Raw genomic sequence first — 22,320 nt, 5'->3', positions numbered from 1 at the left:
GGCGAGCCCCGGCCTCGGGAAGGCGCGGGGGGAGGTCCCCGCGCGGTGGTTCGGCGTCAGCGCGCGCGGTTCAGGGACTGCAGGGCCGCGCGCAGCAGCTGCGGCACCGGCGCCGAGCCGCCCGCGGCGATCGCTTCCTCGGCCTGCGGGGCCACCGCGGCCACCGCCTCCTCCGCCTCGCGCGACGCGTAGCCGAGGCCGATGAGGGCGGCGGACAGCTGCTCCGTCCACGGCGCGGGCCCTGCGGCCGCCGCGCGCTGGGCTCCGACCATGCCGCTGCTGCCGAGCGGCGCGCCGAGCTTGTCCTTCAGTTCGAGGAGGAGTTTCTGTGCGCCCTTCTTGCCGATGCCGGGGACGGCCATGAGGGCCTTCTCGTCACCGGTGGACACGGCGATGCGCAGCGCGTCCGGGCTGTGCACGCCGAGCATGGCCTGCGCGAGGCGGGGCCCGACGCCGCTGGCCGTCTGGAGGAGCTCGAAGACCTGCCGCTCGTCGTCGTCGGCGAAGCCGTACAGGGTGAGGGAGTCCTCGCGGACGACGAGGGAGGTGGCGAGCCGGGCGTCCTCGCCGATCCGCAGTCCCGCGAGGGTCCCCGGGGTGCACTGGACGGCCATGCCCACGCCGCCGACCTCGATGACGGCCGTGGTGGGGGCGAGCGCGGCGACCGGGCCGCTGACGAAGGCGATCATCGGGTTCGGCCTTTCACTGCGGCCGCCTGCCGGGCGACCGCCTGCTGGAGACGGTTCTCGGCGACGGCCTGCTGGAGACGGTTCTGGGCGGGTGCCCGCCAGATGTGACAGATGGCGAGGGCGAGGGCGTCGGCGGCGTCGGCGGGCTTCGGCGGCGCGGAGAGCCGGAGCAGCCGGGTCACCATGGCTCCGACCTGCGCCTTGTCGGCGCGACCGCTGCCGGTGACGGCGGCCTTGACCTCACTGGGGGTGTGCAGGGCGACGGGGATGCCGCGGCGCGAGGCGCACAGCATGGCGACGGCACTGGCCTGGGCGGTGCCCATCACCGTACGCACGTTGTGCTGGCTGAACACCCGCTCCACGGCGACGAGTTCGGGCGAGAAGCGGTCGAGCCACTCCTCGATGCCGCGCTCGATGCCGACGAGGCGCACACCGATGTCGTCGTCCGCGGCCGTCCGCACCACGCCCACGCCGAGCATGGTGAGAGGCCGTCCGGCGACGCCCTCGACGACGCCGACGCCGCACCGGGTCAGACCCGGGTCCACCCCGAGAACACGCACGCCGCACCCCCTCCTCGCTCACCTGTTTGTGCAGGCTATCCGCTGCCACCGACAACGCCGCACGAACGACAGCGGGCCGACGGGGGTGTGTCCCCGTCGGCCCGCTGCGGAACCGCCTCGGTCGACGACCGCGATCAACGACCGCGATCAGGCGTCGACCTTCTCCATGACCTCGTCGCTGACGTCGAAGTTGGCGAAGACGTTCTGCACGTCGTCGCTGTCCTCCAGCGCGTCGATCAGCTTGAACATCTTGCGCGCGCCGTCCTCGTCGAGCTCCACCTGCATGGTCGGCACGAAGCTGGACTCGGCGGAGTCGTAGTCGATACCGGCCTCCTGGAGGGCGGTGCGGACCGCGACCAGGTCGGTGGCCTCGCTGATGATCTCGAAGGACTCACCGAGGTCGTTGACCTCCTCCGCACCGGCTTCGAGCACCGTCTCCAGGACGTCGTCCTCGGACAGCTCGCCCTTGGGGAGCACGACGACGCCCTTGCGGTTGAACAGGTACGAGACCGAGCCCGGGTCGGCCATGGAGCCGCCGTTGCGGGTCATGGCCACGCGCACGTCGGAGGCGGCGCGGTTGCGGTTGTCGGTGAGGCACTCGATGAGCACCGCGACACCGTTCGGGCCGTAACCCTCGTACATGATCGTGGCGTAGTCGGCGCCGCCGGCCTCGAGACCCGCTCCGCGCTTGAGCGCGGAGTCGATGTTCTTGTTCGGGACCGACTGCTTCTTCGCCTTCTGGACGGCGTCGAACAGCGTCGGGTTACCGTCCAGGTCGGCGCCGCCCGTGCGGGCCGCGACCTCGATGTTCTTGATCAGCTTCGCGAAGAGCTTGCCGCGCTTGGCGTCGATCACGGCCTTCTTGTGCTTCGTCGTAGCCCATTTAGAGTGGCCGGACATCTGCCTGTCTCCTTCGCGTAACCCATTTCTGAACGAACCCCAGAGATCCTACCGGGATCGGATCAGCGTGCCGCGCGCACCATGTCGACGAACAGGGCGTGAATCCGGTGATCCCCGGTGAGTTCGGGGTGGAACGAGGTCGCCAGCACCCGGCCCTGCCGCACGGCGACGATGTGACCCTCGTGCTCGGCGAGGATCTCGACCTCGGCGCCGACCGACTCCACCCAGGGGGCCCGGATGAAGACGCCCTCGACGGGGCCGTCCTCGATGCCCGCGACGGTGACGCCGGCCTCGAAGGACTCGTTCTGTCGCCCGAAGGCGTTACGGCGGACGATCATGTCGATGCCGCCGAAGGTCTCCTGGCCCGAGCGCGGGTCGAGGATCTTCTCGGCGAGCATGATCAGACCGGCGCAGGTGCCGTAGACCGGCAGGCCGGCGGCGATGCGCTCGCGCAGCGGCTCCGCCATGCCGAACAGCTCGGCCAGCTTGGAGATGGTGGTGGACTCCCCGCCGGGGATGACCAGACCGTCGATCTCGGCCAGCTCTTCGGGGCGCCGGACCGGCCTGGCCACGGCGTCAGCCGCGGCCAGGGCGATCAGGTGCTCCCGTACGTCGCCCTGGAGTGCCAGGACACCGATCACGGGTGTGCTCATGAGTGATTACCAGCCGCGGTTGGCGTAGCGCTCGGACTCGGGGAGGGTGTCGCAGTTGATGCCGACCATGGCCTCGCCCAGGTTGCGGGAGGCGTCCGCGATGATCTTCGGGTCGTCGTAGAAGGTGGTGGCCTTCACGATGGCGGCGGCGCGCTTGGCCGGGTCGCCCGACTTGAAGATGCCGGAGCCGACGAAGACGCCCTCGGCGCCGAGCTGGCGCATGAGCGCGGCGTCGGCGGGGGTGGCGACGCCACCGGCGGAGAAGAGCACCACGGGGAGCTTGCCGAGCTCGGCGACCTCCTTGACGAGCTCGTACGGGGCGCGCAGGTCCTTGGCGGCGGCGAACAGCTCGTTGTTGTCGAAGCCGCGCAGGCGGGCGATCTCGTTCTTGATCTGGCGCAGGTGGCGGACGGCCTCGACGACGTTGCCGGTGCCGGCCTCGCCCTTGGAGCGGATCATGGCCGCGCCCTCGGCGATGCGGCGCAGGGCCTCGCCCAGGTTGGTGGCACCACAGACGAAGGGGGTCGTGAAGGCCCACTTGTCGGAGTGGTTGACCTCGTCGGCCGGGGTGAGGACCTCGGACTCGTCGATGTAGTCGACACCGAGGGACTGCAGGACCTGGGCCTCGACGAAGTGGCCGATGCGGGACTTGGCCATGACCGGGATGGACACCGCGCCGATGATCTCTTCGATCATGTTCGGGTCGGACATGCGGGCCACGCCGCCGTCCTTGCGGATGTCCGCGGGGACCCGCTCCAGGGCCATGACGGCCACGGCGCCGGCGTCCTCGGCGATCTTCGCCTGCTCGGCGTTGACCACGTCCATGATCACGCCGCCCTTGAGCTGCTCGGCCATGCCGCGCTTCACACGGGCGGTGCCGGTCTCGGGGGACTGGGGGGAAACGGAAGGCGTGGTGGACACGGGGACCTCACTCGTGACAACGGGGGTTGACGACTAGGTTGAGGAAACAGTCCACCTGCGGTCCACAGCAAGGGCCAATGTGGACCCGGTGGATCGTTTTCGCAGGCTATGGGCGTCAGGCCGGACGATCAGCAAGGGCCACCGGCGGCTCGTCGTCCATTTCGAAGGCCAGCGGGAACGGCGCGTGGCCCGCGAGCCGGAACCAGCGGACCTTGCGGTGACGCCGCAGCGCGCGGGCGGCGCGTACCGCGTCGTTGTGGAAACGCCGGGCCATCGGCACCCGCCGGACCGATGCCGCCAGTTCTTCCGCGGCCTCCACGCCACCGGGAGCCTCCCGTACGAGCTCCACCTGCTCGGGCTCGCCGAACACGACCCGCAGGGCCTGGCTCAACTCGCTCTCGGCGACCTCACGATGGTCCTCCTCGGCCTGCCGTGCGGCGTGCGCGGCCTCGTACAGCACGATCGAGGCGGCCGGATCGAGGACACCGGAGGTCGCCAGCTCCTGGGTGACCGAGGCCCGGCGCAACAGCTGAGCGTCGAGGGCCGCGCGGGCGGCGTCGATACGGGAGTGCAGCCGGTCGAGCCGTCCGGCGGTCCAGCTGAGATAGACGCCGATGAGAATCAGCGCGACGACGGTCCAGATCAGGGTTTCGGTCACGGGCGGAAAGGCTACCGGGGCGGTGGCAGCACCCCTTCCCAAAGGTCACGGTCATGGGCGAACAGGACACGCGCGGGTCGGCCCGCGGCGAGTTCGGCGAGCCGGTCGAGCCAGGGTCGGTACGGCGTCCCGAACTCGGCCGCGAAGTCGTACGCCTGCCCGGCGAGGACGGTCACCCGGTCGCCGTGGTCGAGGAGGAGCGACTGGTGGCCTTCGGTGTGCCCCGGTGTCGGCACGATCAGTACGCCGGGGGCTATCTCGTGCTCGCCGTCGATCTCCTCGTACCGGACGCCCGGGAGGAGCGAATCGATGGTGTACCCGCCGGCGCGGGCGGTGGCGAGCTCGGTGCGCTGGACGAGGACGGGGGTGGCGGGGAAGCGCTGGTTGCCGCCGATGTGGTCGAAGTGGAGGTGGCAGTTGACGACGAGGTCCACGTCCGCGGGGCCGACCGTGAGGGGGTGCCGGACGGGCCGGTAATGGGCGTCCGTCTCCGGGGACCCGGTCCCCATGCCGGTGTCGAAGAGCAGGCTCCCGCGGGCGTGCCGCACGAGATACCCGAGGACGGGCTCCACGCGTGGGTGGGGGCCGCCCCACTCGTCGGCGGGACGGGTGAAGTACCCCAGGTCGAGCCGGGTGACAAGGATCATGGCGCCAGCCTGCCCGAACGCGCCCTCCACAACCCCCCGTTGCGCACACACGTCCGAACGCAGCCCCCGCCCGGCTCCTCGCGGCGGGAACGGCGCCCCCTGCCGGGCGGGGGCTGCGTTCGGACGGGGTCGGGCAACGGCCCGCACGGCGCGGGTGGGCGCGGCCCGCACGGTGCGGGGCGCAGGCTCTACAGGCCCAGCCTTGCGCGTAGGCCCACTCGTTCGTCCGTGTCCACCGCCGCCGCGCCGTCCGTGACCGTCTCGTAGACCGCGAGGATGTCCGCGCCGACCGTGGTCCAGTCGAAGCGGCGCACATGGGCGGAGCCCCGGGCGCTGAGGCCAGCACGCCGGTCCTCGTCGCCGAGGAGCCGGATCGCCGCGTCCGCGAGCGCGTCCGCGTCCTCGTTGGTGAAGAGGTCGCCCGCCGCCCCCTGGTCGAGGACCTGGGCGAAGGCGTCCAGGTCGGAGGCGAGGACCGGCGCGCCGGCGGACAGCGCCTCGACGAGGATGATGCCGAAGCTCTCGCCGCCGGTGTTGGGGGCCACGTACACGTCGACGCTGCGCAGCAGCCGCGCCTTGTCCTCGTCGCTGACCATGCCGAGGAACTCCACCCGGGAGCGCATCTCGCGCGGCAGCGAGGCCACCGCCTCCTGCTCGTCCCCGCGCCCGGCGACCAGGAGCCGCGCACCGGGGCGCTCGTTGAGGATCCTGGGCAGCGCCCGCATGAGGACGGGCAGGCCCTTCCTGGGCTCGTCGATCCGGCCGATGAAACCGAGGGTCTCGCCCTGCCACTCCTTCTTCGGCTCGGCGCGTGCGAAGAAGTCCACGTCGACCCCGTTGGGGATGACGACGGCGTCTCCGCCGAGGTGCTCGACGAGGGTGCGGCGCGCGTACTCGCTCACCGCGATGCGGGCGCTGATCTTCTCCAGGGCCGGCTGGAGGATCGGATACGCGGCGATCATGGCCCGCGAGCGCGGGTTCGACGTGTGGAAGGTGGCCACGATCGGCCCCTGTGCCGCCCAGCAGGTGAGCAGCCCCAGCGACGGCGAGGTCGGCTCGTGGATGTGGACGACGTCGAAGGTGCCGTCGTGCAGCCAGCGGCGCACCCGCGCGGCGGAGAGGAAGCCGAAGCTGAGCCGGGCCACCGAGCCGTTGTACGACACGGGGACGGCCCGGCCCGCGGAGACGACGTACGGCGGCAGCGGGGTCTCGTCGTCGGCGGGCGCGAGGACGGAGACCTCGTGGCCGAGCCGGATGAGGTGCTCGGCGAGGTCGCGGATGTGGAACTGGACACCACCCGGCACGTCCCACGAGTACGGGCAGACGATCCCGATCTTCACTCGCCGCGCTCCCCGCCCCGCTCGGCGCCCGCGGTCCCGACACCGTCGGTCGCGGCGCCCGCGGTCCCGACACCGTCGGTCGCGGCGCCCGCGGTCCCGACACCGTCGGTCGCGGCACCCGCGGTCTCCGCGCCCGGGGTCCCGGCGACCGCGCCGGTGTCCGGGCGTTCCTCCAGGTCCGAGAGCCACAGTCGTTGCAGCATGTGCCAGTCCTCCGGGTGGTCCGCGATGCCGCCGGCGAAGACGTCTGCCAGCGCCTGTGTCATCACGGACGTCTTCTCGGCCCGTGTACCTGACTCGGGTACGTCGACGGGTCCGTGGATCCGCCCCTTCATGACCGGCGTGTCGTCGTACCAGAGCGTCACCGGGAGGAGCAGCGCGCCCGTCTGCTGGGCGAGGATCGCGGGTCCCGCCGGCATCCGCGCGGTGTCCCCGAAGAAGGTCACCTCGGTGCCGGAGGCCGACAGGTCGCGGTCGGCGACCAGGCAGACCAGGCCGCCCGCCCGCAGGCGCCGCGCCAGCGTGCCGAAGGCGGAGCCGCCGACGTGCGGCAGGACCTCCATGCCGAGGGACTCGCGGTAGGCGACGAAGCGGTCGTACAGCGTCTCCGGCTTGAGCCGCTCCGCGACCGTCGTGAACGGCACGCCGAGTGAGCGGGTCACCCACACGCCCGCGAGGTCCCAGTTCGCCAGGTGCGGCAGGGCCAGGACGACCCCGCGTCCGGAGGCGAGGGCCTCCCGCAGGTGGTGGACGTCCTTGATGTCTATCCCGCGCTCGACCCGCTCCTTGCTCCAGGTCGGCAGCCGGAAGGACTCCATCCAGTACCGCATGTACGAGCGCATGCCGGCCTTCGACAGCTCGGCGAGCCGCTCGGGCGTGGCGTCCGGCACCACGCGCGCGAGGTTGGCCTCAAGGCGCAGGACGCTCTTCCCGCGCCGCTTCCACGCGAAGTCGGCGATCCGCCGGCCGAGGCCCGCCGCCACCGGCTCGGGCAGCTTCTTGACCGTCGCCCAGCCGGCTCCGTACAGCCCGTCGCTCAGCCTGTCCTTCAGCGTGCTCATGTCGCCGCCCCGTTCCCCCCGGCCGCGGCGGCGTCCGCCTCGGCCGATTCCCGTCGTACGGTCACCACGCGCTGACCCAGGGTGACGGCGCTGCCGACGGCCACGATCCACAGGGCGATCGGCAGCAGGACCTCGACCCCGGGGACGCCGAACGTGTGGAGCCCGGCGAGGCCGGCGGCGACCAGCGAGATCACCAGGCGCTCGGCGCGTTCGATCAGACCGTTGACGGCGACGGGCAGGCCAATCGATTCACCACGTGCCTTCGTGTACGACACGACCTGACCGCTCGCCAGGCAGAAGATCGCCACTGCGCACAGCACGTTGTCGTCGCCCTTGCCCGCGTACCAGAGCGCGAAGCCGCCGAAGATCGCGCCGTCGGCGACCCGGTCGAGCGTCGAGTCGAGGAAGGCGCCCCAGCGGCTGGAGATCCCCGCCTGCCGGGCCATGTTGCCGTCGACGAGGTCGGAGAAGACGAAGAGGGTGATGACGATGGTGCCCCAGAAGAATTCCCCGCGGGGGAAGAAGACCAGCGCACCGGCCATCACTCCCGCCGTGCCGATGAGCGTGACCGCGTCGGGGCTGACGCCCCTGCGGAGCAGAAACGCGGCGAACGGTGTGAGGACACGCGTAAAAAATGCACGCGCGTACTTGTTCAGCATGGCCTTCCCGAGGTTCGGTGGGCCGCGCGGCCCCTACGACCACCGGCTCACCCATCGTAGTCACGCGCGCCCCGGCGTACGGGCGGGCACCCGCCCCGCCGCGTCGGCGTCCCTCCGAGGGCCCTCCCGAGTAGGACGTTTGGGCGTGTCGGGGCGCCGGAGAGGGCCTCGACAAGGCCCGCCGGCGTACGACGTATGGACGCCTCCTTGCGTCGGTGCAAAGCTCGAAGGACCACCGCGGGCATCCGCCGGAGCCGTACCGCGACACACCACTCCCCCGCGCCCGCGTCCCGCAGCGTCGTGCGAGCAGTCGGGAGGAACACATCATGGGTGACAAGGCGAACGCGGCAGCCGGAGCCGCCGGCAGGGCTTTGACGGCCGACCGGCCCACGGCCGTACGGAACGTGGTGCTGGTCGGCCACAGCGGATCGGGCAAGACGACCCTGGTCGAGGCACTCGCGCAGACCGCCGGGGCGCTCAACCGGGCGGGCCGGGTCGAGGACGGCGGCACCGTCTCCGACTACGACGAGATCGAGCACCGCCAGCATCGCTCCGTACAGCTCTCCCTCGTCCCGGTCGGCTGGGACGGGTACAAGATCAACCTCCTCGACACCCCCGGGTACGCCGACTTCGTCGGGGAGCTGAGGGCCGGTCTGCGTGCGGCGGACGCGGCCCTCTTCGTCGTCTCGGCGGCCCAGGAGGCCGACGCCGTCGCCGCCTCCACCCGGATGATCTGGGAGGAATGCGCCGCCGTCGGGATGCCCCGCGCCATCGTCGTGACCCACCTCGACACCGCCCGCACCGACTTCGGCGAACTGACCGCCGTCTGCGCCTCCCTCTTCGGCCACGACGACCCGGACGCCGTCCTCCCCCTCTACCTGCCGGTGCGCGGCGACGAGGGTGCCGACGGGCACGCGCCCGCGACCGGTCTGGTCGGTCTGCTCTCGGAGCGGATCTTCGACTACTCCACGGGGGTACGGAAGGAGAGCCCGCCCGACGAGGACCAGCGGGAACTCATCGCGGAGGCCCGAGCCCGGCTGATCGAGGGGATCATCGCCGAGAGCGAGGACGAGACCCTCATGGACCGCTACCTGGGCGGCGAGCCGATCGATGTGAAGACGCTCGTCGACGACCTGGAGAAGGCCGTCGCCCGGGGCGCCTTCCATCCGGTGCTCGCGGCCGCGCCCGCCGCCGACGGCGGTACGCAGGGCCTCGGCACCCTCGAACTCCTCGAACTCATCACCGGCGGCTTCCCCTCCCCCCTGGAGCACGAGCCGCCCGCCGTGACCACCCCGGACGGCCGGCCCCGGCCCCCGATCACCTGCGATCCCGAGGGCCCCCTGGTCGCCGAGGTCGTGAAGACCGCCGCCGACCCCTATGTGGGCCGGGTCTCCCTGGTCCGGGTCTTCTCCGGCACCCTGCGCCCCGACGAGACCGTGCACATCTCGGGTCACGGCCTCGCCGACCGGGGCCACGAGGACCACGATGTCGACGAACGCATCGGCGGTCTCACCTCTCCGTTCGGCAAGCAGCAGCGGCCCATGTCCCACTGCATCGCCGGGGACCTGGCCTGTGTGGCCCGGCTGGGGCGCGCCGAGACGGGCGACACGATCTCCGCGAAGGACGATCCGCTGCTGATCGAGCCGTGGACGATGCCGGAGCCGTTGCTCCCGCTCGCCGTCCAGGCCCACGGGAAGGCTGACGAGGACCGGCTCTCGCAGGGCCTGGCGCGGTTGGTCGCCGAGGACCCGACGCTGCGTCTCGAACAGAACCAGGACACCCGGCAGGTGGTCCTGTGGTGCCTGGGCGAGGCCCACCAGGACGTCGTCCTCGAACGCCTCCGGGGCCGGTACGGGGTCCAGGTGGACGCCGTGCCGTACAAGGTGTCGCTGCGCGAGACCTTCGGCGGCGCCTCGGCCGGCCGCGGCCGGCACGTCAAGCAGTCCGGCGGCCACGGCCAGTACGCCATCTGTGAGATCGACGTGGAGCCGCTCCCGCCGGGCAGCGGCATCGAGTTCGTCGACAAGGTGGTCGGCGGGGCGGTCCCCCGCCAGTTCATCCCCTCGGTCGAGAAGGGCGTACGGGCGCAGGCCGCGCGGGGGGTCGCCGCGGGCTATCCGCTCGTCGACATCCGGGTGACGCTGCGGGACGGCAAGGCCCACTCGGTGGACTCCTCGGACGCCGCCTTCCAGACGGCCGGGGCGCTCGCGCTGCGCGAGGCGGCGGCCGAGGTCGCCGTCCACCTCCTGGAGCCGGTCGCCGAGGTCCAGGTCCTGGTCCCCGACGAGTACGTCGGTCCCGTGATGAGCGATCTGTCGGGGCGGCGCGGCCGGGTCGTCGGCACCGACCAGGCCGGACCGGGGCGGACTCTGGTCAGGGCCGAGGTACCGGAGATCGAGATCGGGCGGTACGCGATCGATCTGCGGTCCGTTTCGCACGGCACCGGCCGGTTCGACCGTACGTACGCCCGGCACGAGCCGATGCCGCCGCATCTCGCCGAGAAGATCCGTGAACAGGCCTGAAACAGCGCCTGATTGACGGAGTGACAGCTGTTCCCGTTCGCCCGGCGCATGCCGGGCGAACGTCATTCGGCCGTCGGCATCCACAGGCGGTGACGCAGACGACGGTCCCCGGTTACGCTGTGGTGCCCAGCTCAGAAGGTGTGCGGGGCGCGGCAGTTGGGAACAGCCCGCACAGATACTCGCGCGCGATGGGGGCGGCAGTGGCGATCGATGGCTTCGGACCCGGGGCGCAGGTCCCCCTCACGGGCTCCGGCGGTGGCACGGGGGCGACGAACGCGCTCGCGTCCGCCGCGTACCGGGACAGCCCGCTCAAGACGATTCAGGAGGCCGACAACGACCTCTACAAGACGGCCGTCAAGGGCGGGAAGTGGGAGAAGCTCTTCCGTCCCGACCTCGGTGAGGCCTTCTCCCGCGCCGTCCAGGTCCGCATGCTCGGCGGTGGCCGCAAGGCCCTGATCCAGTCCTTCGGCGCGGAACCGCAGCCGGTGGTCGAGCACGCGCTCGCGGCCACCCACATCCGTCGGCAGCGCGATGCCCGGCTGACCATGGTCACCTTCGTCTTCGGTGTCCTCTTCCTGCCCGGTCTGCTGCTCTGGCTCGGCGTCGTCCACCTTCGCCGGATGGCCGCCGGCTCCGAGAACAAGCGGACCAGCGTGGTCGGCTCGGCCCTCCTGTGGGCGGCAGGCATCTTCGCCGTGCTCGTCCTGCTCAAGCTGCCCTTCGACGGGATCCTGCCGAACTATCTGCGGGCGATGATCGTGGCGCCGGTCGTCGGCTGGTTCCTCGCCCGCCGGATCTGCGAGAGGTCCGCGGTCGACCTGCGGGAGCGCTGGGCCGCCCTGCTCAGCGGCGGCGGCGTCGGCCCCCAGGTGCCGAAGTCCGTTCCCCACGACCCCGCCGAGAAGTCGGCGGAGGAGCTCCGGCTGAACCTGGAGAAGCTCTCCGCCGAGCAGCAGTCCAACATCGCCTTCTACGCCGGTGGCAAGGGAATCCTCGGTCTGGGCACCCGCTGGGGCAGCTGGACGCTCGCCGAGGAACTCGTCCCCCAGGCCGGCCGGGAGATCCACGACTTCCGCGCCTGGGACGTCGTCCGCAAGATCCACGACCAGCTCGCGCTCCTGGAGCGCGGTTCCCTCAAGACCGGCTTCCCGAAGCCGACGGTCAAGCACTGGATCGTCTCCGCGGTCGGCGAGGGCGCCGACGAGGTCACCCGCCCCGAGGGCGACAACATCGTCCACTTCCAGGTCAAGCCGCACGAGATACAGCGCATCTGCAACGACCAGCAGTTCGGCGCGGGCAACCGCCACTACCTCGGCGTGCAGTTCACCCTCTGGGACGGGAACCTCGTCCTCACGATGATGGTGACGGTGACCTCGCTCCATCACACGCTCCGGGTCGAGGTCACCGGCCACGCGCTGGGTCCCGTCCACGGCCTCTTCACCACGAAGCCGAAGGCGAAGACCAAGGAGGTCTCCAAGACCGTCCGCTTCTGGGAGACGAAGGAGATCCAGCAGCCGCTCCTCGAAACCGACGACATCGTCCGGCTCGCGGTGCGCGCCCCGCTCACCTGGTACCCGCCGGTCCTGGAGTTCCTCGGCGGCAAGATGGTCCTGCCCGAGCCCTTCGGGCTGCGGCACGTCTGGGCCGGTCCGCTCTGGAAGAACCGGTTCATGGCCGACGACGCCATACGGATGGCGACGCCGGTGCTCCGGGCGGTCCACTCCGCGACCGTCAAGATGCTCGACGACCACGGCGTGGACACCGAGCGCTTCACCAACCGCTCGCTGTTCCTCAGCGGCGCCGTCCAGGACCCGGGCCCGAAGAAGGCCGACGTCTACGACGCGTGACGGGCCGTACGGCGAAGGGCCCGGGTCCACCACGGTGGCCCGGGCCCTTCGCCGTACGGATCAGATACCGGACGGCCAGGCGTCGGCCAGCATCTTCCGGGTGTCCGCGAGGAGCTGCGGCAGTACCTTGGTGTGACCGACGACCGGCATGAAGTTCGTGTCCCCGCCCCAGCGCGGCACCACGTGCTGGTGCAGGTGCGCGGCGATCCCGGCACCGGCGACGGCGCCCTGGTTCATGCCGATGTTGAAGCCGTGCGCACCGGAGGCGGCCCGCAGCGCGACCATCGCGCGCTTGGTGAAGTCGGCCAGTTCCGCCGTCTCCGCCGCGTCCAGGTCCGTGTAGTCGGCGACGTGACGGTAGGGGACGACCATGAGGTGACCGCCGTTGTACGGGTACAGGTTGAGGACCGTGTACACGCTCTGGCCCCGGGCGATCACCAGCCCGTCCTCGTCCGACTTCGACGGAATCGAGCAGAACGGACAGCCGTCCTCGGCGCCCGGTCCGGTCGGCTTGTTCTCGCCCTGGATGTACGCCATCCGATGAGGCGTCCACAGGCGCTGGAACGCGTCCCGCGTCCCCACTCCGATCTGCTGCTCCGGCTCAGTCGTCATGCTGTGCAGCATATTGCGTCGCCCGTTCGGAACGTGTCGTCGGGGCGGAAGATCCATGCAGCGGCCATGCTGATCCGATGAGCGACAGGTCACCGAAACCGCCCCGGCAGGAGCGCTGGGACCGCCGCATGGAGGTGCCGCTCGCCGTGGCGTCCGCCACCTTCCTGGCGGGCTACGCGATCGTCGTCCTCGGCCACGGCACCCTCTCCCAGGCCTGGCTCGACCTCTGTCTCGCGGTCGCCCTCGCCTCCTGGGCCGTGTTCGTCGTGGACTACGCGGTACGGCTCCGGCTCAGCGGCCTGGGTCCGCTCCGCTTCCTGCGCACCCATCTCCTCGACACGGTGGTCGTGCTCCTGCCGCTGCTGCGGCCGGTGCGGATGGTCAGCATCTACGACCGCGTCCAGCGCCGCCACGACAAGCCGCGGCTCGGCCTCTACGCGCGCGTGATGACCTACTCGGGACTCACCGTGGCCCTGCTGGGCTTCGCGGGCGCGCTCACGGTCTACCGCTACGAGCGGGACGCCCCGGGCGCCACGATCCGCACCTTCGGGGACTCCGTCTGGTGGGCGTGCGAGACGCTCGCCACGGTGGGGTACGGGGACGTGACACCGGTGACCCCGATCGGCCGGGTGACGGCGGTGGGCGTGATGGCCTGCGGCCTCGCGCTGCTCGGCGCGGTGACGGGTTCGTTCTCGTCCTGGCTGATCCAGGCGTTCCGGCGGGAGGACGAGCAGGGCGACGAGCGGAGGCCCCCGGGGGATTCCCCGGGGGCCTCCTGAGCGGCTCCGGCCGACGGTTCGGACGACCTCAGCTCGACGGCTCGGCTCGGACGACGCTCACCGCGGCGGCTCAGCCCGACGACGCGGGCCGTCAGACCTGGACGCGGTCCTCGACGATCTTGGCGATCTTGGCGATGGCCTCGTCGGCGGGGATGCCGTTCTCCTGCGAACCGTCGCGGTAGCGGAAGGAGACGGCGCCGGCGGCCATGTCCTCGTCACCCGCGATGATCATGAACGGGACCTTCTGCTTCTGCGCGTTCCGGATCTTCTTCTGCATCCGGTCCGAGGAGGAGTCGACGTCCACCCGCAGGCCCTGCTTCTTCGCCTTGGCGGCGAAGTCGTGCAGGTAGTCGACGTGCGCGTCGCCGATCGGGATGCCGGTCGCCTGGACGGGCGCCAGCCACGGCGGCATCGCACCCGCGTAGTGCTCCAGGAGCACCGCGAAGAAGCGCTCGATCGAGCCGAACAGCGCGCGGTGGATCATGACCGGGCGCTGCTTGGTGCCGTCCGGCGCGGTGTACTCCAGGTCGAAGCGCTCCGGCAGGTTGAAGTCGAGCTGCACGGTCGACATCTGCCAGGTGCGGCCGATGGCGTCGCGCGCCTGCACCGAGATCTTCGGGCCGTAGAACGCGGCGCCGCCCGGGTCGGGGGTCAGCGGGAGGCCCTGCTTCTCGGCGACCTGCTGGAGGACCGCGGTGGCCTCCTCCCAGATCTCGTCCGAGCCGACGAACTTCTCCGGGTCCTTGGTGGACAGCTCCAGGTAGAAGTCGGTCAGACCGTAGTCGCGGAGCAGGTTCAGGACGAAGGTGAGGGTCTTGTCGAGCTCCTCCGCCATCTGCTCCTTGGTGCAGTAGATGTGCGCGTCGTCCTGGGTGAAGCCGCGGGCGCGGGTCAGGCCGTGCACGACGCCGGACTTCTCGTACCGGTACACGGTGCCGAACTCGAAGAGGCGCAGCGGAAGTTCACGGTACGACCGGCCGCGCGCGTCGAAGATCAGGTTGTGCATCGGGCAGTTCATGGGCTTGAGGTAGTAGTCCACGCCCTCGTCGAGCTGCATGGGGGGGTACATGCCCTCGGCGTACCAGTCGAGGTGGCCCGACTTCTCGAACAGCTTGCCCTTGGTGGCGTGCGGCGAGTAGACGAACTCGTAGCCCTCCTCCTCGTGGCGCTTGCGCGAGTAGTCCTCCATGACCCGGCGGATGATGCCGCCCTTGGGGTGGAAGACGGCGAGGCCGGAGCCGATCTCGTCCGGGATGGAGAAGAGGTCCAGCTCGTTTCCGAGCTTGCGGTGGTCGCGCTTCTCGGCCTCGGCGAGGAAGTCGAGGTGGGCCTTCAGCTCTTCCTTCGACGGCCAGGCGGTGCCGTAGATGCGCTGGAGCATCGGGTTCTTCTCGCTGCCGCGCCAGTAGGCGGCGGCGTTGCGCATCAGCTTGAACGCCGGGATGTTCCGGGTGGTGGGCAGGTGCGGACCGCGGCAGAGGTCCTTCCAGCACAGGTCGCCGGTCTTGGCGTCGAGGTTGTCGTAGATGGTCAGCTCGCCGCCGCCCACCTCGACGTTGGCGCCGTCGTCGGTCGACGCGGAGCCCTTGATGCCGATGAGCTCCAGCTTGTACGGCTCGTCCGCCAGCTCGGCGCGGGCGTCCTCGTCGGTCACCACGCGGCGGGCGAAGCGCTGGCCGCGCTTCTGGATCTCCTGCATCTTCTTCTCGATGACCTTGAGGTCCTCGGGAGTGAAGGGCTTCTCGACGTCGAAGTCGTAGTAGAAGCCGTCCCGGACCGGCGGGCCGATGCCCAGCTTGGCCTCGGGGAAGAGCTCCTGCACGGCCTGGGCCATGACGTGCGCGGTCGAGTGACGCAGGATGTCGAGACCGTCCGGGGAGGAGATCTCGACGCCCTCGACGACGTCGCCGTCGGAGAGCTCGTACGACAGGTCCTTCAGGTCGCCGCCGACACGGGCGGCGATGATGGTGCGGTCGTCGGCGAACAGGGCGCCGGCGGTGGTGCCCGCGCTCACCGCCCTCTCCTCTGCTTCCGAGGCGGACTGGACGGTCACACGGACTTCAGACACGGGTACTCCGTACATAGGGGCGCCAGCAGACACGAGGTGCCGGCGCCGGCGATGCGCGACAGAGACGAGGTGCCGCGCACCGCTGATCCTACCGAGGGGACCGACCCGCCCGCGAAAGGGTTTCCCCCAGGTCGTGCCGGGTCCGGTGCTATCCCTCGTCCGGACCGCACGCCTCCTCGAAGAAGTCCGCGTCCTCGATGCTCCCCTGGAGGGACTTCATCAACCGGTCCCGTTCCGTCTCGTCGACCTGGACGGGTACGACCCCGGACGCGTCGGTGAGGCGGCGGAAGCCACCCCGGCTCTCCAGGCGGCCCACCACCCGGATCGGGAGCCCGACGAGATGGGCGTGCCCGGCGGTGCGGTACGCCTCCTCGTCCAGACGGACACGGACGTGCGGGACCTCGGCGCCGCCGAGCACCCGGAGGCGTACGGTGCCCTCGCCGCGCGGCCCGGAGCGGCGCATGCGGACGACGGCGCCGGTGAGCCGGACCGGCACGGACGGCTCGTCGGTCAGGTAGCGGGCACTCGCCTCGCGCAGGGCCGGAAGGTCGCCCGGTGAGAACTCGACCGGTTCGGGCCGGGCGGCGCAGCCCGCGGGCGCCCCGGCGGAGGGGGCCCACTCCAGGGCGATCCGGGCGCCCTCGGTGCCGCGGACGAGGGCGACGAGGGCCTCGGTGAGTTCTCGGCTGACCCCCGCCTCGACGGCGGCGTCGAAGGCCTCCATGCCGCCGGTGGCCCGCTGGTAGTCGGTGGCCTCCCGGGCCGCGTGGAGCGCGTGGTAGAGCCGGACGGCGATCGGGCGGCCCGGTTCGACGGGCAGGAAGGCGGTGAGGCCGCGCCCGCCGGGTGCCGCGCCGACGACGACGGTCTCCAGGGAGGTCTGGGCGGGGCGCCGGTGCCTGGCCCCGTAGTAGCCGGCCCGGCCGCGTACGGCGAGGGCGCCGGCGAGGAGCAGTTGGCGGGCGGCGGACCTGAGCTGTTCCTGCACGGTCCAGGGGACGGTGCCGGCCGGGCCCGGGGGCACGTCCCGCCACCAGCGGATCTCGTCGCTGGGCACGGCGAGGCCGGTGAGGACCTCGCGGGCGGAGGGCGTGGCGCTGTGGGCGAGGGCGGTGAGCGCCTCGCCGAGCAGGTCCTCGCAGTCCGGGAAGGCGCGGCTCTCCGGGACGAGGAGGCTGGTGCCGGTGCCGCTGCCGGGCGGGGTCCAGCGGCTGTAGCGGCCGGCCGCGCCGCCGCGCCGCCGCCACCCGTGGCGGGCGAGGAGGGCGCCGAGGACGCGCGGGTCGACCCTGCCCGGGTCGGGCGCGCCCTGGCTGTCGGCCCAGGGGCCGGTGGGCGGACCGGGGACGCCGGTCCACGGTCCCGGGGTCTCGCCGGGCGCCGGGTGGGGCCGGTAGGGCGGCGGAACGGCGACGGGGCCGTGTCCGGCCCCGCCCCCTTCGTCCCCGAACCTCGGTTCGTCGATCGGTCGGTGCATCAAGGTCTCCCTCCCACGCCGACCCGGGTCATGATCTCGCAGAGCGCCCGGTCGTCGAAGATCCGTGTCGTCGGTATGCGCACGGTGGTCCGGCGCTGTCCGGTGACCGGGTGTCCGGCCAGGTTGATCCAGTAGCAGCAGTGCCGCAGGTCGAGCCGGTCGTGACTCGCTCTCAGCCAGTCGTCCTGTGACCTCGGGACGAGCATCACGACGAGGATCTTGTGTACGGACACCGGGGTCCTGGCGAGTTTCACCAGGTGGTCGTTGTCGAGGGTGAACGAGAACGCCGCGGACGTGCTTCCGGCCTGGCGCGGCGGTACCTGGTAGGTGCACTTGAGCTGCACCTTGATGGTCACTTCGTCGTCGACGGCGTGGCCGGGAGAGCCGTGGCTCACGTGCCAGTCGATGCCGTTGTCCGGAAAGGGCTGGGACAGCGAGCAGCCGGCCGCGGCGGCGACGGCGTGCAGGTATCCCACCTGGAGGGTCTCCATGCAGGCGGTGGTGGCGAGTGAGCCGCGCGTCGGTGCCAGCCGCTGGGGCGGCAGCCCTCCCGACTCGGGCTGGGCGAGCGCCATGTCGATTTCCTTCCCCGTCCCTTGTGTTGTGACCGGTCCGCGTACGGCGCAAACAGTCCGGGTATCACCGTTTCGGGGCAGGGGGTTGGCCATCTGCCGCACGTGTGCAGGGAGTTCAGGGATGACGATGCACTGGTACGAAGGGCCCCTGGCCGCTTTCGACACGGAGACCACAGGAGTCGACGTCGAGGGCGACCGGATCGTGTCCGCCGCCCTCGTCGTACAGGACACGGCCGGGGCACGTCCGCGGGTGACGCGGTGGCTGGTCAATCCGGGCATACCGGTGCCCGAGGGAGCCACCGCCGTGCACGGCCTGACGGACGATCACCTCCAGCGGAACGGCCGGTGGCCGGCTCCGGTGATGGAGGAGCTGGCGCGCGCACTGGCCGAGCAGATCGCGGCGGGGCGTCCGCTGGTGGTGATGAACGCGCCGTTCGATCTGACGATCCTCGACCGCGAGCTGCGCAGACACCGGGCGTCCACGCTCGGCGACTACCTGGCGAGCACCCCGCTGTGCGTCCTCGACCCGCGGGTCCTGGACAAGCATCTGGACCGCTACCGGAAGGGCCGTCGGACGCTGACGGACCTGTGCGCGCACTACGAGGTGGAGCTGGCGGGGGCGCACGACGCGGCGGCGGACGCGACGGCGGCGCTCGATGTCGTACGGGCCGTGGCGCGGCGGTTCTCGTCCCGGCTCGAACGGCTGACGCCGGCGGAGCTCCACACCCTGCAGTCGGTGTGGCACGCGGCGCAGGCGCGGGGGCTCCAGGCGTGGTTCACCCGGCAGGGGACGCCGGAGACGGTGGACCCGTCGTGGCCGCTGCGGCCGGAACTGGGCACGGCGGCCTGAACTCGGCAGGGCGGCCCGACACATGACAGAGGCCGGTCCGTCTTTCGACGGACCGGCCTCTACCCGGTGGGCGATACTGGGATCGAACCAGTGACCCCTTCGGTGTGAACGAAGTGCTCTCCCGCTGAGCTAATCGCCCGGGAACGGGTTGAACCATACAGGCCTTCGCGCCCTTCGTTCAAACCCGTCGCAGGTGGGTGGCGAGTCCGCGTCTCCCCCCGCGCATCATCAGGGCGTGGTTGGCACGGAACACGGGCCGTCCGGGGACGGCGAGGACGCGCAGCAGACGGGCGCGGACCTCGACCTCCTGCTCGTACAGGGCGCGGGTGCCGGCGCCGTCCGGGACGAGGGTCCAGCGGGCCCAGCCCTCCAGGTCGCCGCCGAGCCCGACCTCCAGGACCCGGGCCGCGGGGTCGCGGCGCAGGGCGCGGGCGGTGACGACGATGTCGTACGGGAGCAGGGAGCGGAAGCGGGCGGTGCCGGTGATGTCGTCGACGGGGACGACCTCGCGGACCTGGGGCCACCAGCGGGGGTACTCCTCGGCGCGTGCGAGCACGGCGTAGACGGCGTCGGGCGGGGCGGCGAGCCGCCAGACGCTGCGGAAGCGGTACCGGCACCAGTCCATGCCCCCAGTGTGGACGTACTCAGACCGCCGGAGCCGGAAGATGAGTACCCGGACGCATTCCCGCCGGCTGTGGCCGGAGCCACACTCCTGGCATGAACAACTCCCTGCCGCCCGCGGACGAGCTGGTGCTCGTCGACCGTGAGCTGGCCCAACTCGACGCACGCCGGTCCCAGTTGCTGACCCGGCGCGCCTGGCTGGTCCAGGTGCTGTACGCGCCGGCCACCTCGGTGGCGCCGCGGCCCCGCCCGCCGGTGGCGGACTCGACGCCGCGGAGCGCGCAGAACGTCCTGCTGACGCTCGGCGGCACCCTGCTGACCATCGCGGCGGTGGCGTTCACCCTGGTGAGCTGGGGCTCGATGGGAATCGGCGGCCGCGCGGCGGTCCTGTTCGCGGTCACCTCGGCAGCCCTGGCGGCCCCGGTGGCGCTGCTGCGCCGGAGCCTGGTGTCGACGGCCGAGTCGGTGGCGGCGCTCGGGCTGGCCCTGATGGTGCTCGACGCGTACGCGCTGCACCGGGTGGCGCTGCCGGAGACGGACGGCCTCGGGTACACGGCGGTGGCCGCCGGAGTCCTCGCGGGCGCGTGGACGGCGTACGGCTCGGTCCTGTCCCGGCTGCGGATCCCGCTGCCGGCCGCCGTGGTCGCCGGGCAGCTCCCGCTGCCGCTGGGCGTGCTCGCGGCCGGGGGCGGACCGACGGCCTTCGCGTGGGCGGCGCTCGTCACGGCCGCGGCCGACGGGGCGATCGTGCTGTGGACCCGGCCGGTGGCGGTCCGGATCACGGCGGCAACCGGTGCGACGGCGCTGGGCGGCTGGGCGCTCCTGACGGGCGGCCGGCTCTCGCTCACCTCGCCGTGGAGCGGCGCGCCGCTGCTCCTGGCCGGTGCGGCGGTGACGCTGTACGTGGCCCGGCGGACGCCCGCGCTCGCGGTGGCGGCCTCGGCGATCGCGGGCCTGGCGACGGTGACGGCGCTGGGCGGCCTGCTGCGTGCGGCGGTGCCGACGGACTGGACGGTGCCGGCGTACGTGCTGTGCGGGCTGGCCCTGGCGTCGGTGTGGCGCGTGGGAGCGGCTTCGGCTTCGGCTTCGGCTTCGGCTTCGGCTTCGGCTTCGGCTTCGGCTTCGGGATCAGGCCACACCTCGGACTCCACCGTGTCGCGACTGCTGCCGAACGGCGTCCGGCTGGGGCTTGCCGGTGCGGGGGCCGGAGTGGCCGCGCTCGGGGTCGTCTGGGCGTTGCCGCCGGTGGCGATGGGGCTCCTGGGGCCGGTGGCCCGGACGACCGAGGTCTGGTCGGGCGAACACGCCGAACGCGCGCTGACCTCGTACCCGGGGACGGCCGTCCTGGTCCTGGCGGTGGCCGCCGCCGTCCTCGCGGCGCTCCCCCGGCTGTGGGCCCGCTGCGGGGCGCTCGCCCTGGCCTGGGCGCTCCTGACCGCCCTGCCGGTCTCCCTCGGCCTGCCGTACGCGGCGACGCTCACCCTGCAGCTCCTGACGACCGCGGCGGCGCTGGCGTGCGCCGTCCGCCCGAGGCCGCTGACCCGCGGCCTGCCTCGCCCCGGGACCGGGACGGCCGGAACGGCCGACGCCCCCGGCGCACCGGCGGCGGACAAGCCCGCCGCAGACGCCCCGGCCGCCGAGACGACCTCCGCCCCTTCCGGTCCGCCCACGCCCGGCGCCCCCTGGCCCGGCTGGGCACCCTCTCGGCCCCGCCCTCAGGCTCGCGCCACGGAGCCCGGGACCGTCCTCGGCCTGCTCGCGTACGCCGGCGGTCTGGCCTCGACCCTGAGCGCGGTGGCGCTCGCCCTGGACGTCCGGGGGGCCACGTTCACCGCGCTCGGGATGATGCTCGGGCTCTTCACGGCGGTCGCCTGGCTCGGTACGGACGTACGCCGGACGGTTTCGGCCTGCGGAGCCGTGCTCGCGGCGACGGGACTCGTGTTCGCGGTGGCCGCCGCCGGGGGGTTCGAGGACCACTGGACGGCGCTGGCCCTGCTGCTCGTCCCGGCGGCCACGGCGGTCGTCGGCGCGAAGGCCCGCCCGGTGGCCCTGGCGGTCGAGATCACCGGCGGGACCGTGGGACTGCTCGCCCTCGGGATCGCGGCGTCCCGGCCGGCGTTCCTGGCGCTCGCCCTGGCCCTCGGCGGGGTGATCGCGGCGGCGACGGCGGTGCGGCCCGAGCGGCGGCGGTTCGCCTCGTGGACGGCGGCGGTGCTGTTCCTGCTGGCCACCTGGGTGCGGCTCGCGGTGTGGGAGGTCACGACCCCGGAGGCGTACACGCTGCCCGTGACCGTGCCCGCCCTCGTCGTCGGGTTCCTGCGGCGGCGCCGGGACCCGGAGGCCTCGTCCTGGACGGCGTACGGCCCCGGTCTCGCGGCGACGCTCCTGCCGAGCCTCGTGGCGGCCTGGACGGACCCGGAGTGGCCGCGCCCGCTGGCGCTCGGCGTCGCGGCCCTGGCGGTGACGCTGCTCGGCGCCCGCTTCCGGCTCCAGGCGCTCCTGGTCCTCGGCGGCACGGTGCTCGCCCTGGACGGGCTGCACGAGCTGGCCCCCTACGTGGTGCAGGTGGTGGGCGCGCTGCCGCGCTGGCTGCCGCCGGCCCTCGCCGGGCTCCTGCTGCTCGCGGCGGGCGCCACCTACGAGCAGCGGCTGCGGGACGCCCGGCGCCTCAGGGACCGGGTCGCACGGATGCGGTGATCCACCGCGCGGTAACACGCCGAAGGCCCGAGACGGTGTTCCGTCTCGGGCCTTCGGACCGGGTGGTGGGCGATACTGGGTTCGAACCAGTGACCCCTTCGGTGTGAACGAAGTGCTCTCCCACTGAGCTAATCGCCCGGCGCACCGCAAACATTACCGCATGTCAGCGGCGCTCCCGAACCAC

The 22,320-nt window shown here is 72.2% G+C and carries 20 protein-coding genes and 2 tRNA genes; 5 read left to right on the top strand and 17 right to left on the bottom strand.

Translation table 11 applies throughout. From position 1 onward, the window contains the following. Window positions 1–56: 56 nt before the first annotated feature. The 10 genes from ruvA to pgsA form a co-directional block, all read right to left on the bottom strand. On the bottom strand, window positions 57–689 hold the full coding sequence (ruvA, locus tag OG259_RS33425; RefSeq protein ID WP_328945627.1) for a Holliday junction branch migration protein RuvA: 633 nt from the start codon (window positions 687–689) through the stop codon (window positions 57–59). Further along, on the bottom strand, window positions 686–1,249 hold the full coding sequence (ruvC, locus tag OG259_RS33420) for a crossover junction endodeoxyribonuclease RuvC (protein WP_073914711.1): 564 nt from the start codon (window positions 1,247–1,249) through the stop codon (window positions 686–688). The genes ruvA and ruvC overlap by 4 nt, the downstream gene beginning before the upstream one ends. A gap of 147 nt (window positions 1,250–1,396) precedes the next feature. Continuing rightward, complete coding sequence (locus OG259_RS33415) at window positions 1,397–2,149, bottom strand: YebC/PmpR family DNA-binding transcriptional regulator (RefSeq protein ID WP_266889710.1); 753 nt, start codon at window positions 2,147–2,149, stop codon at window positions 1,397–1,399. A 62-nt stretch (window positions 2,150–2,211) separates the two neighbouring features. Next, on the bottom strand, window positions 2,212–2,802 hold the full coding sequence (gene pdxT, locus OG259_RS33410) for a pyridoxal 5'-phosphate synthase glutaminase subunit PdxT (RefSeq protein ID WP_063886646.1): 591 nt from the start codon (window positions 2,800–2,802) through the stop codon (window positions 2,212–2,214). A 6-nt stretch (window positions 2,803–2,808) separates the two neighbouring features. Continuing rightward, a complete protein-coding gene (gene pdxS, locus OG259_RS33405; protein WP_030204560.1) occupies window positions 2,809–3,723 on the bottom strand; it encodes a pyridoxal 5'-phosphate synthase lyase subunit PdxS in 915 nt (304 codons plus the stop codon). Between the two features lie 115 nt (window positions 3,724–3,838). Further along, a complete protein-coding gene (locus OG259_RS33400) occupies window positions 3,839–4,381 on the bottom strand; it encodes a hypothetical protein (protein WP_266889716.1) in 543 nt (180 codons plus the stop codon). Window positions 4,382–4,392: 11 nt separating this feature from the next. Further along, entirely contained in the window at window positions 4,393–5,028 is a 636-nt protein-coding gene (locus OG259_RS33395; RefSeq protein ID WP_328945626.1) for an N-acyl homoserine lactonase family protein, read from the bottom strand. Window positions 5,029–5,216: 188 nt separating this feature from the next. Next, the gene (locus OG259_RS33390; protein ID WP_328945625.1) at window positions 5,217–6,368 is read right to left on the bottom strand and encodes a glycosyltransferase family 4 protein; all 1,152 of its coding nucleotides are present in this window, start codon (window positions 6,366–6,368) and stop codon (window positions 5,217–5,219) included. Then, window positions 6,365–7,429 (bottom strand): phosphatidylinositol mannoside acyltransferase, encoded by a 1,065-nt coding sequence (locus tag OG259_RS33385; RefSeq protein WP_328945624.1) that lies wholly within the window; start codon window positions 7,427–7,429, stop codon window positions 6,365–6,367. Before OG259_RS33385 ends, OG259_RS33390 begins: the two co-directional genes overlap by 4 nt. Beyond that, window positions 7,426–8,088 carry a phosphatidylinositol phosphate synthase gene (gene pgsA / locus OG259_RS33380; protein ID WP_266889725.1) on the bottom strand — a complete coding sequence of 221 codons (663 nt, stop codon included), beginning with the start codon at window positions 8,086–8,088 and terminating at the stop codon, window positions 7,426–7,428. The genes OG259_RS33385 and pgsA overlap by 4 nt, the downstream gene beginning before the upstream one ends. A 326-nt stretch (window positions 8,089–8,414) precedes the next feature. Between pgsA and OG259_RS33375 the strand changes: the two genes are divergently transcribed. After that, on the top strand, window positions 8,415–10,610 hold the full coding sequence (locus OG259_RS33375; protein WP_328945623.1) for an elongation factor G-like protein EF-G2: 2,196 nt from the start codon (window positions 8,415–8,417) through the stop codon (window positions 10,608–10,610). 188 nt (window positions 10,611–10,798) lie between these two features. After that, on the top strand, window positions 10,799–12,457 hold the full coding sequence (locus OG259_RS33370) for a hypothetical protein (RefSeq protein ID WP_328945622.1): 1,659 nt from the start codon (window positions 10,799–10,801) through the stop codon (window positions 12,455–12,457). A gap of 60 nt (window positions 12,458–12,517) precedes the next feature. On the opposite strand, the gene OG259_RS33365 is transcribed toward OG259_RS33370, so the two are convergent. Further along, window positions 12,518–13,081 carry an HIT family protein gene (locus OG259_RS33365; protein ID WP_266889733.1) on the bottom strand — a complete coding sequence of 188 codons (564 nt, stop codon included), beginning with the start codon at window positions 13,079–13,081 and terminating at the stop codon, window positions 12,518–12,520. A gap of 65 nt (window positions 13,082–13,146) precedes the next feature. On the opposite strand from OG259_RS33365, the gene OG259_RS33360 reads away from it, so the two are divergent. Further along, on the top strand, window positions 13,147–13,848 hold the full coding sequence (locus OG259_RS33360) for a potassium channel family protein (RefSeq protein ID WP_328945621.1): 702 nt from the start codon (window positions 13,147–13,149) through the stop codon (window positions 13,846–13,848). A gap of 91 nt (window positions 13,849–13,939) precedes the next feature. On the opposite strand, the gene thrS is transcribed toward OG259_RS33360, so the two are convergent. The 3 genes from thrS to OG259_RS33345 all read right to left on the bottom strand — a co-directional run bounded on the left by thrS (window position 13,940) and on the right by OG259_RS33345 (window position 17,968). Next, window positions 13,940–15,916, bottom strand: a complete 1,977-nt coding sequence (gene thrS / locus OG259_RS33355; protein WP_328945620.1) for a threonine--tRNA ligase — start codon at window positions 15,914–15,916, stop codon at window positions 13,940–13,942. Window positions 15,917–16,064: 148 nt separating this feature from the next. After that, window positions 16,065–17,393: a hypothetical protein gene (locus OG259_RS33350; RefSeq protein ID WP_328945619.1), complete on the bottom strand. Its 1,329-nt coding sequence runs from the start codon at window positions 17,391–17,393 to the stop codon at window positions 16,065–16,067. Then, window positions 17,393–17,968 carry a DUF4365 domain-containing protein gene (locus tag OG259_RS33345; RefSeq protein ID WP_328945618.1) on the bottom strand — a complete coding sequence of 192 codons (576 nt, stop codon included), beginning with the start codon at window positions 17,966–17,968 and terminating at the stop codon, window positions 17,393–17,395. Before OG259_RS33345 ends, OG259_RS33350 begins: the two co-directional genes overlap by 1 nt. A 121-nt stretch (window positions 17,969–18,089) precedes the next feature. Here OG259_RS33345 and OG259_RS33340 point away from each other — a divergent pair, with 121 nt between their 5' ends. Next, entirely contained in the window at window positions 18,090–18,818 is a 729-nt protein-coding gene (locus OG259_RS33340) for a 3'-5' exonuclease (RefSeq protein ID WP_328945617.1), read from the top strand. Between the two features lie 67 nt (window positions 18,819–18,885). On the opposite strand, the gene OG259_RS33335 is transcribed toward OG259_RS33340, so the two are convergent. Together OG259_RS33335 and OG259_RS33330 are read right to left on the bottom strand one after the other, a co-directional pair. Further along, window positions 18,886–18,957: transfer RNA gene (locus OG259_RS33335), tRNA-Val, on the bottom strand. Between the two features lie 39 nt (window positions 18,958–18,996). Beyond that, window positions 18,997–19,443, bottom strand: coding sequence for an SRPBCC family protein (locus OG259_RS33330; RefSeq protein ID WP_328945616.1), 447 nt, complete (start codon window positions 19,441–19,443; stop codon window positions 18,997–18,999). A gap of 92 nt (window positions 19,444–19,535) precedes the next feature. On the opposite strand from OG259_RS33330, the gene OG259_RS33325 reads away from it, so the two are divergent. After that, a complete protein-coding gene (locus OG259_RS33325; protein WP_328945615.1) occupies window positions 19,536–22,136 on the top strand; it encodes an SCO7613 C-terminal domain-containing membrane protein in 2,601 nt (866 codons plus the stop codon). Window positions 22,137–22,199: 63 nt separating this feature from the next. Here OG259_RS33325 and OG259_RS33320 read toward each other — a convergent pair. Then, window positions 22,200–22,274 (bottom strand) — tRNA-Val (locus OG259_RS33320). Window positions 22,275–22,320 lie beyond the last annotated feature (46 nt).

This window comes from Streptomyces sp. NBC_00250 (genome assembly GCF_036192275.1).
Classification (GTDB): Bacteria; Actinomycetota; Actinomycetes; order Streptomycetales; family Streptomycetaceae; genus Streptomyces.
Note: the sequence above shows the minus strand (reverse complement) of the source record. Positions and strands in the feature narration are given on the sequence as shown.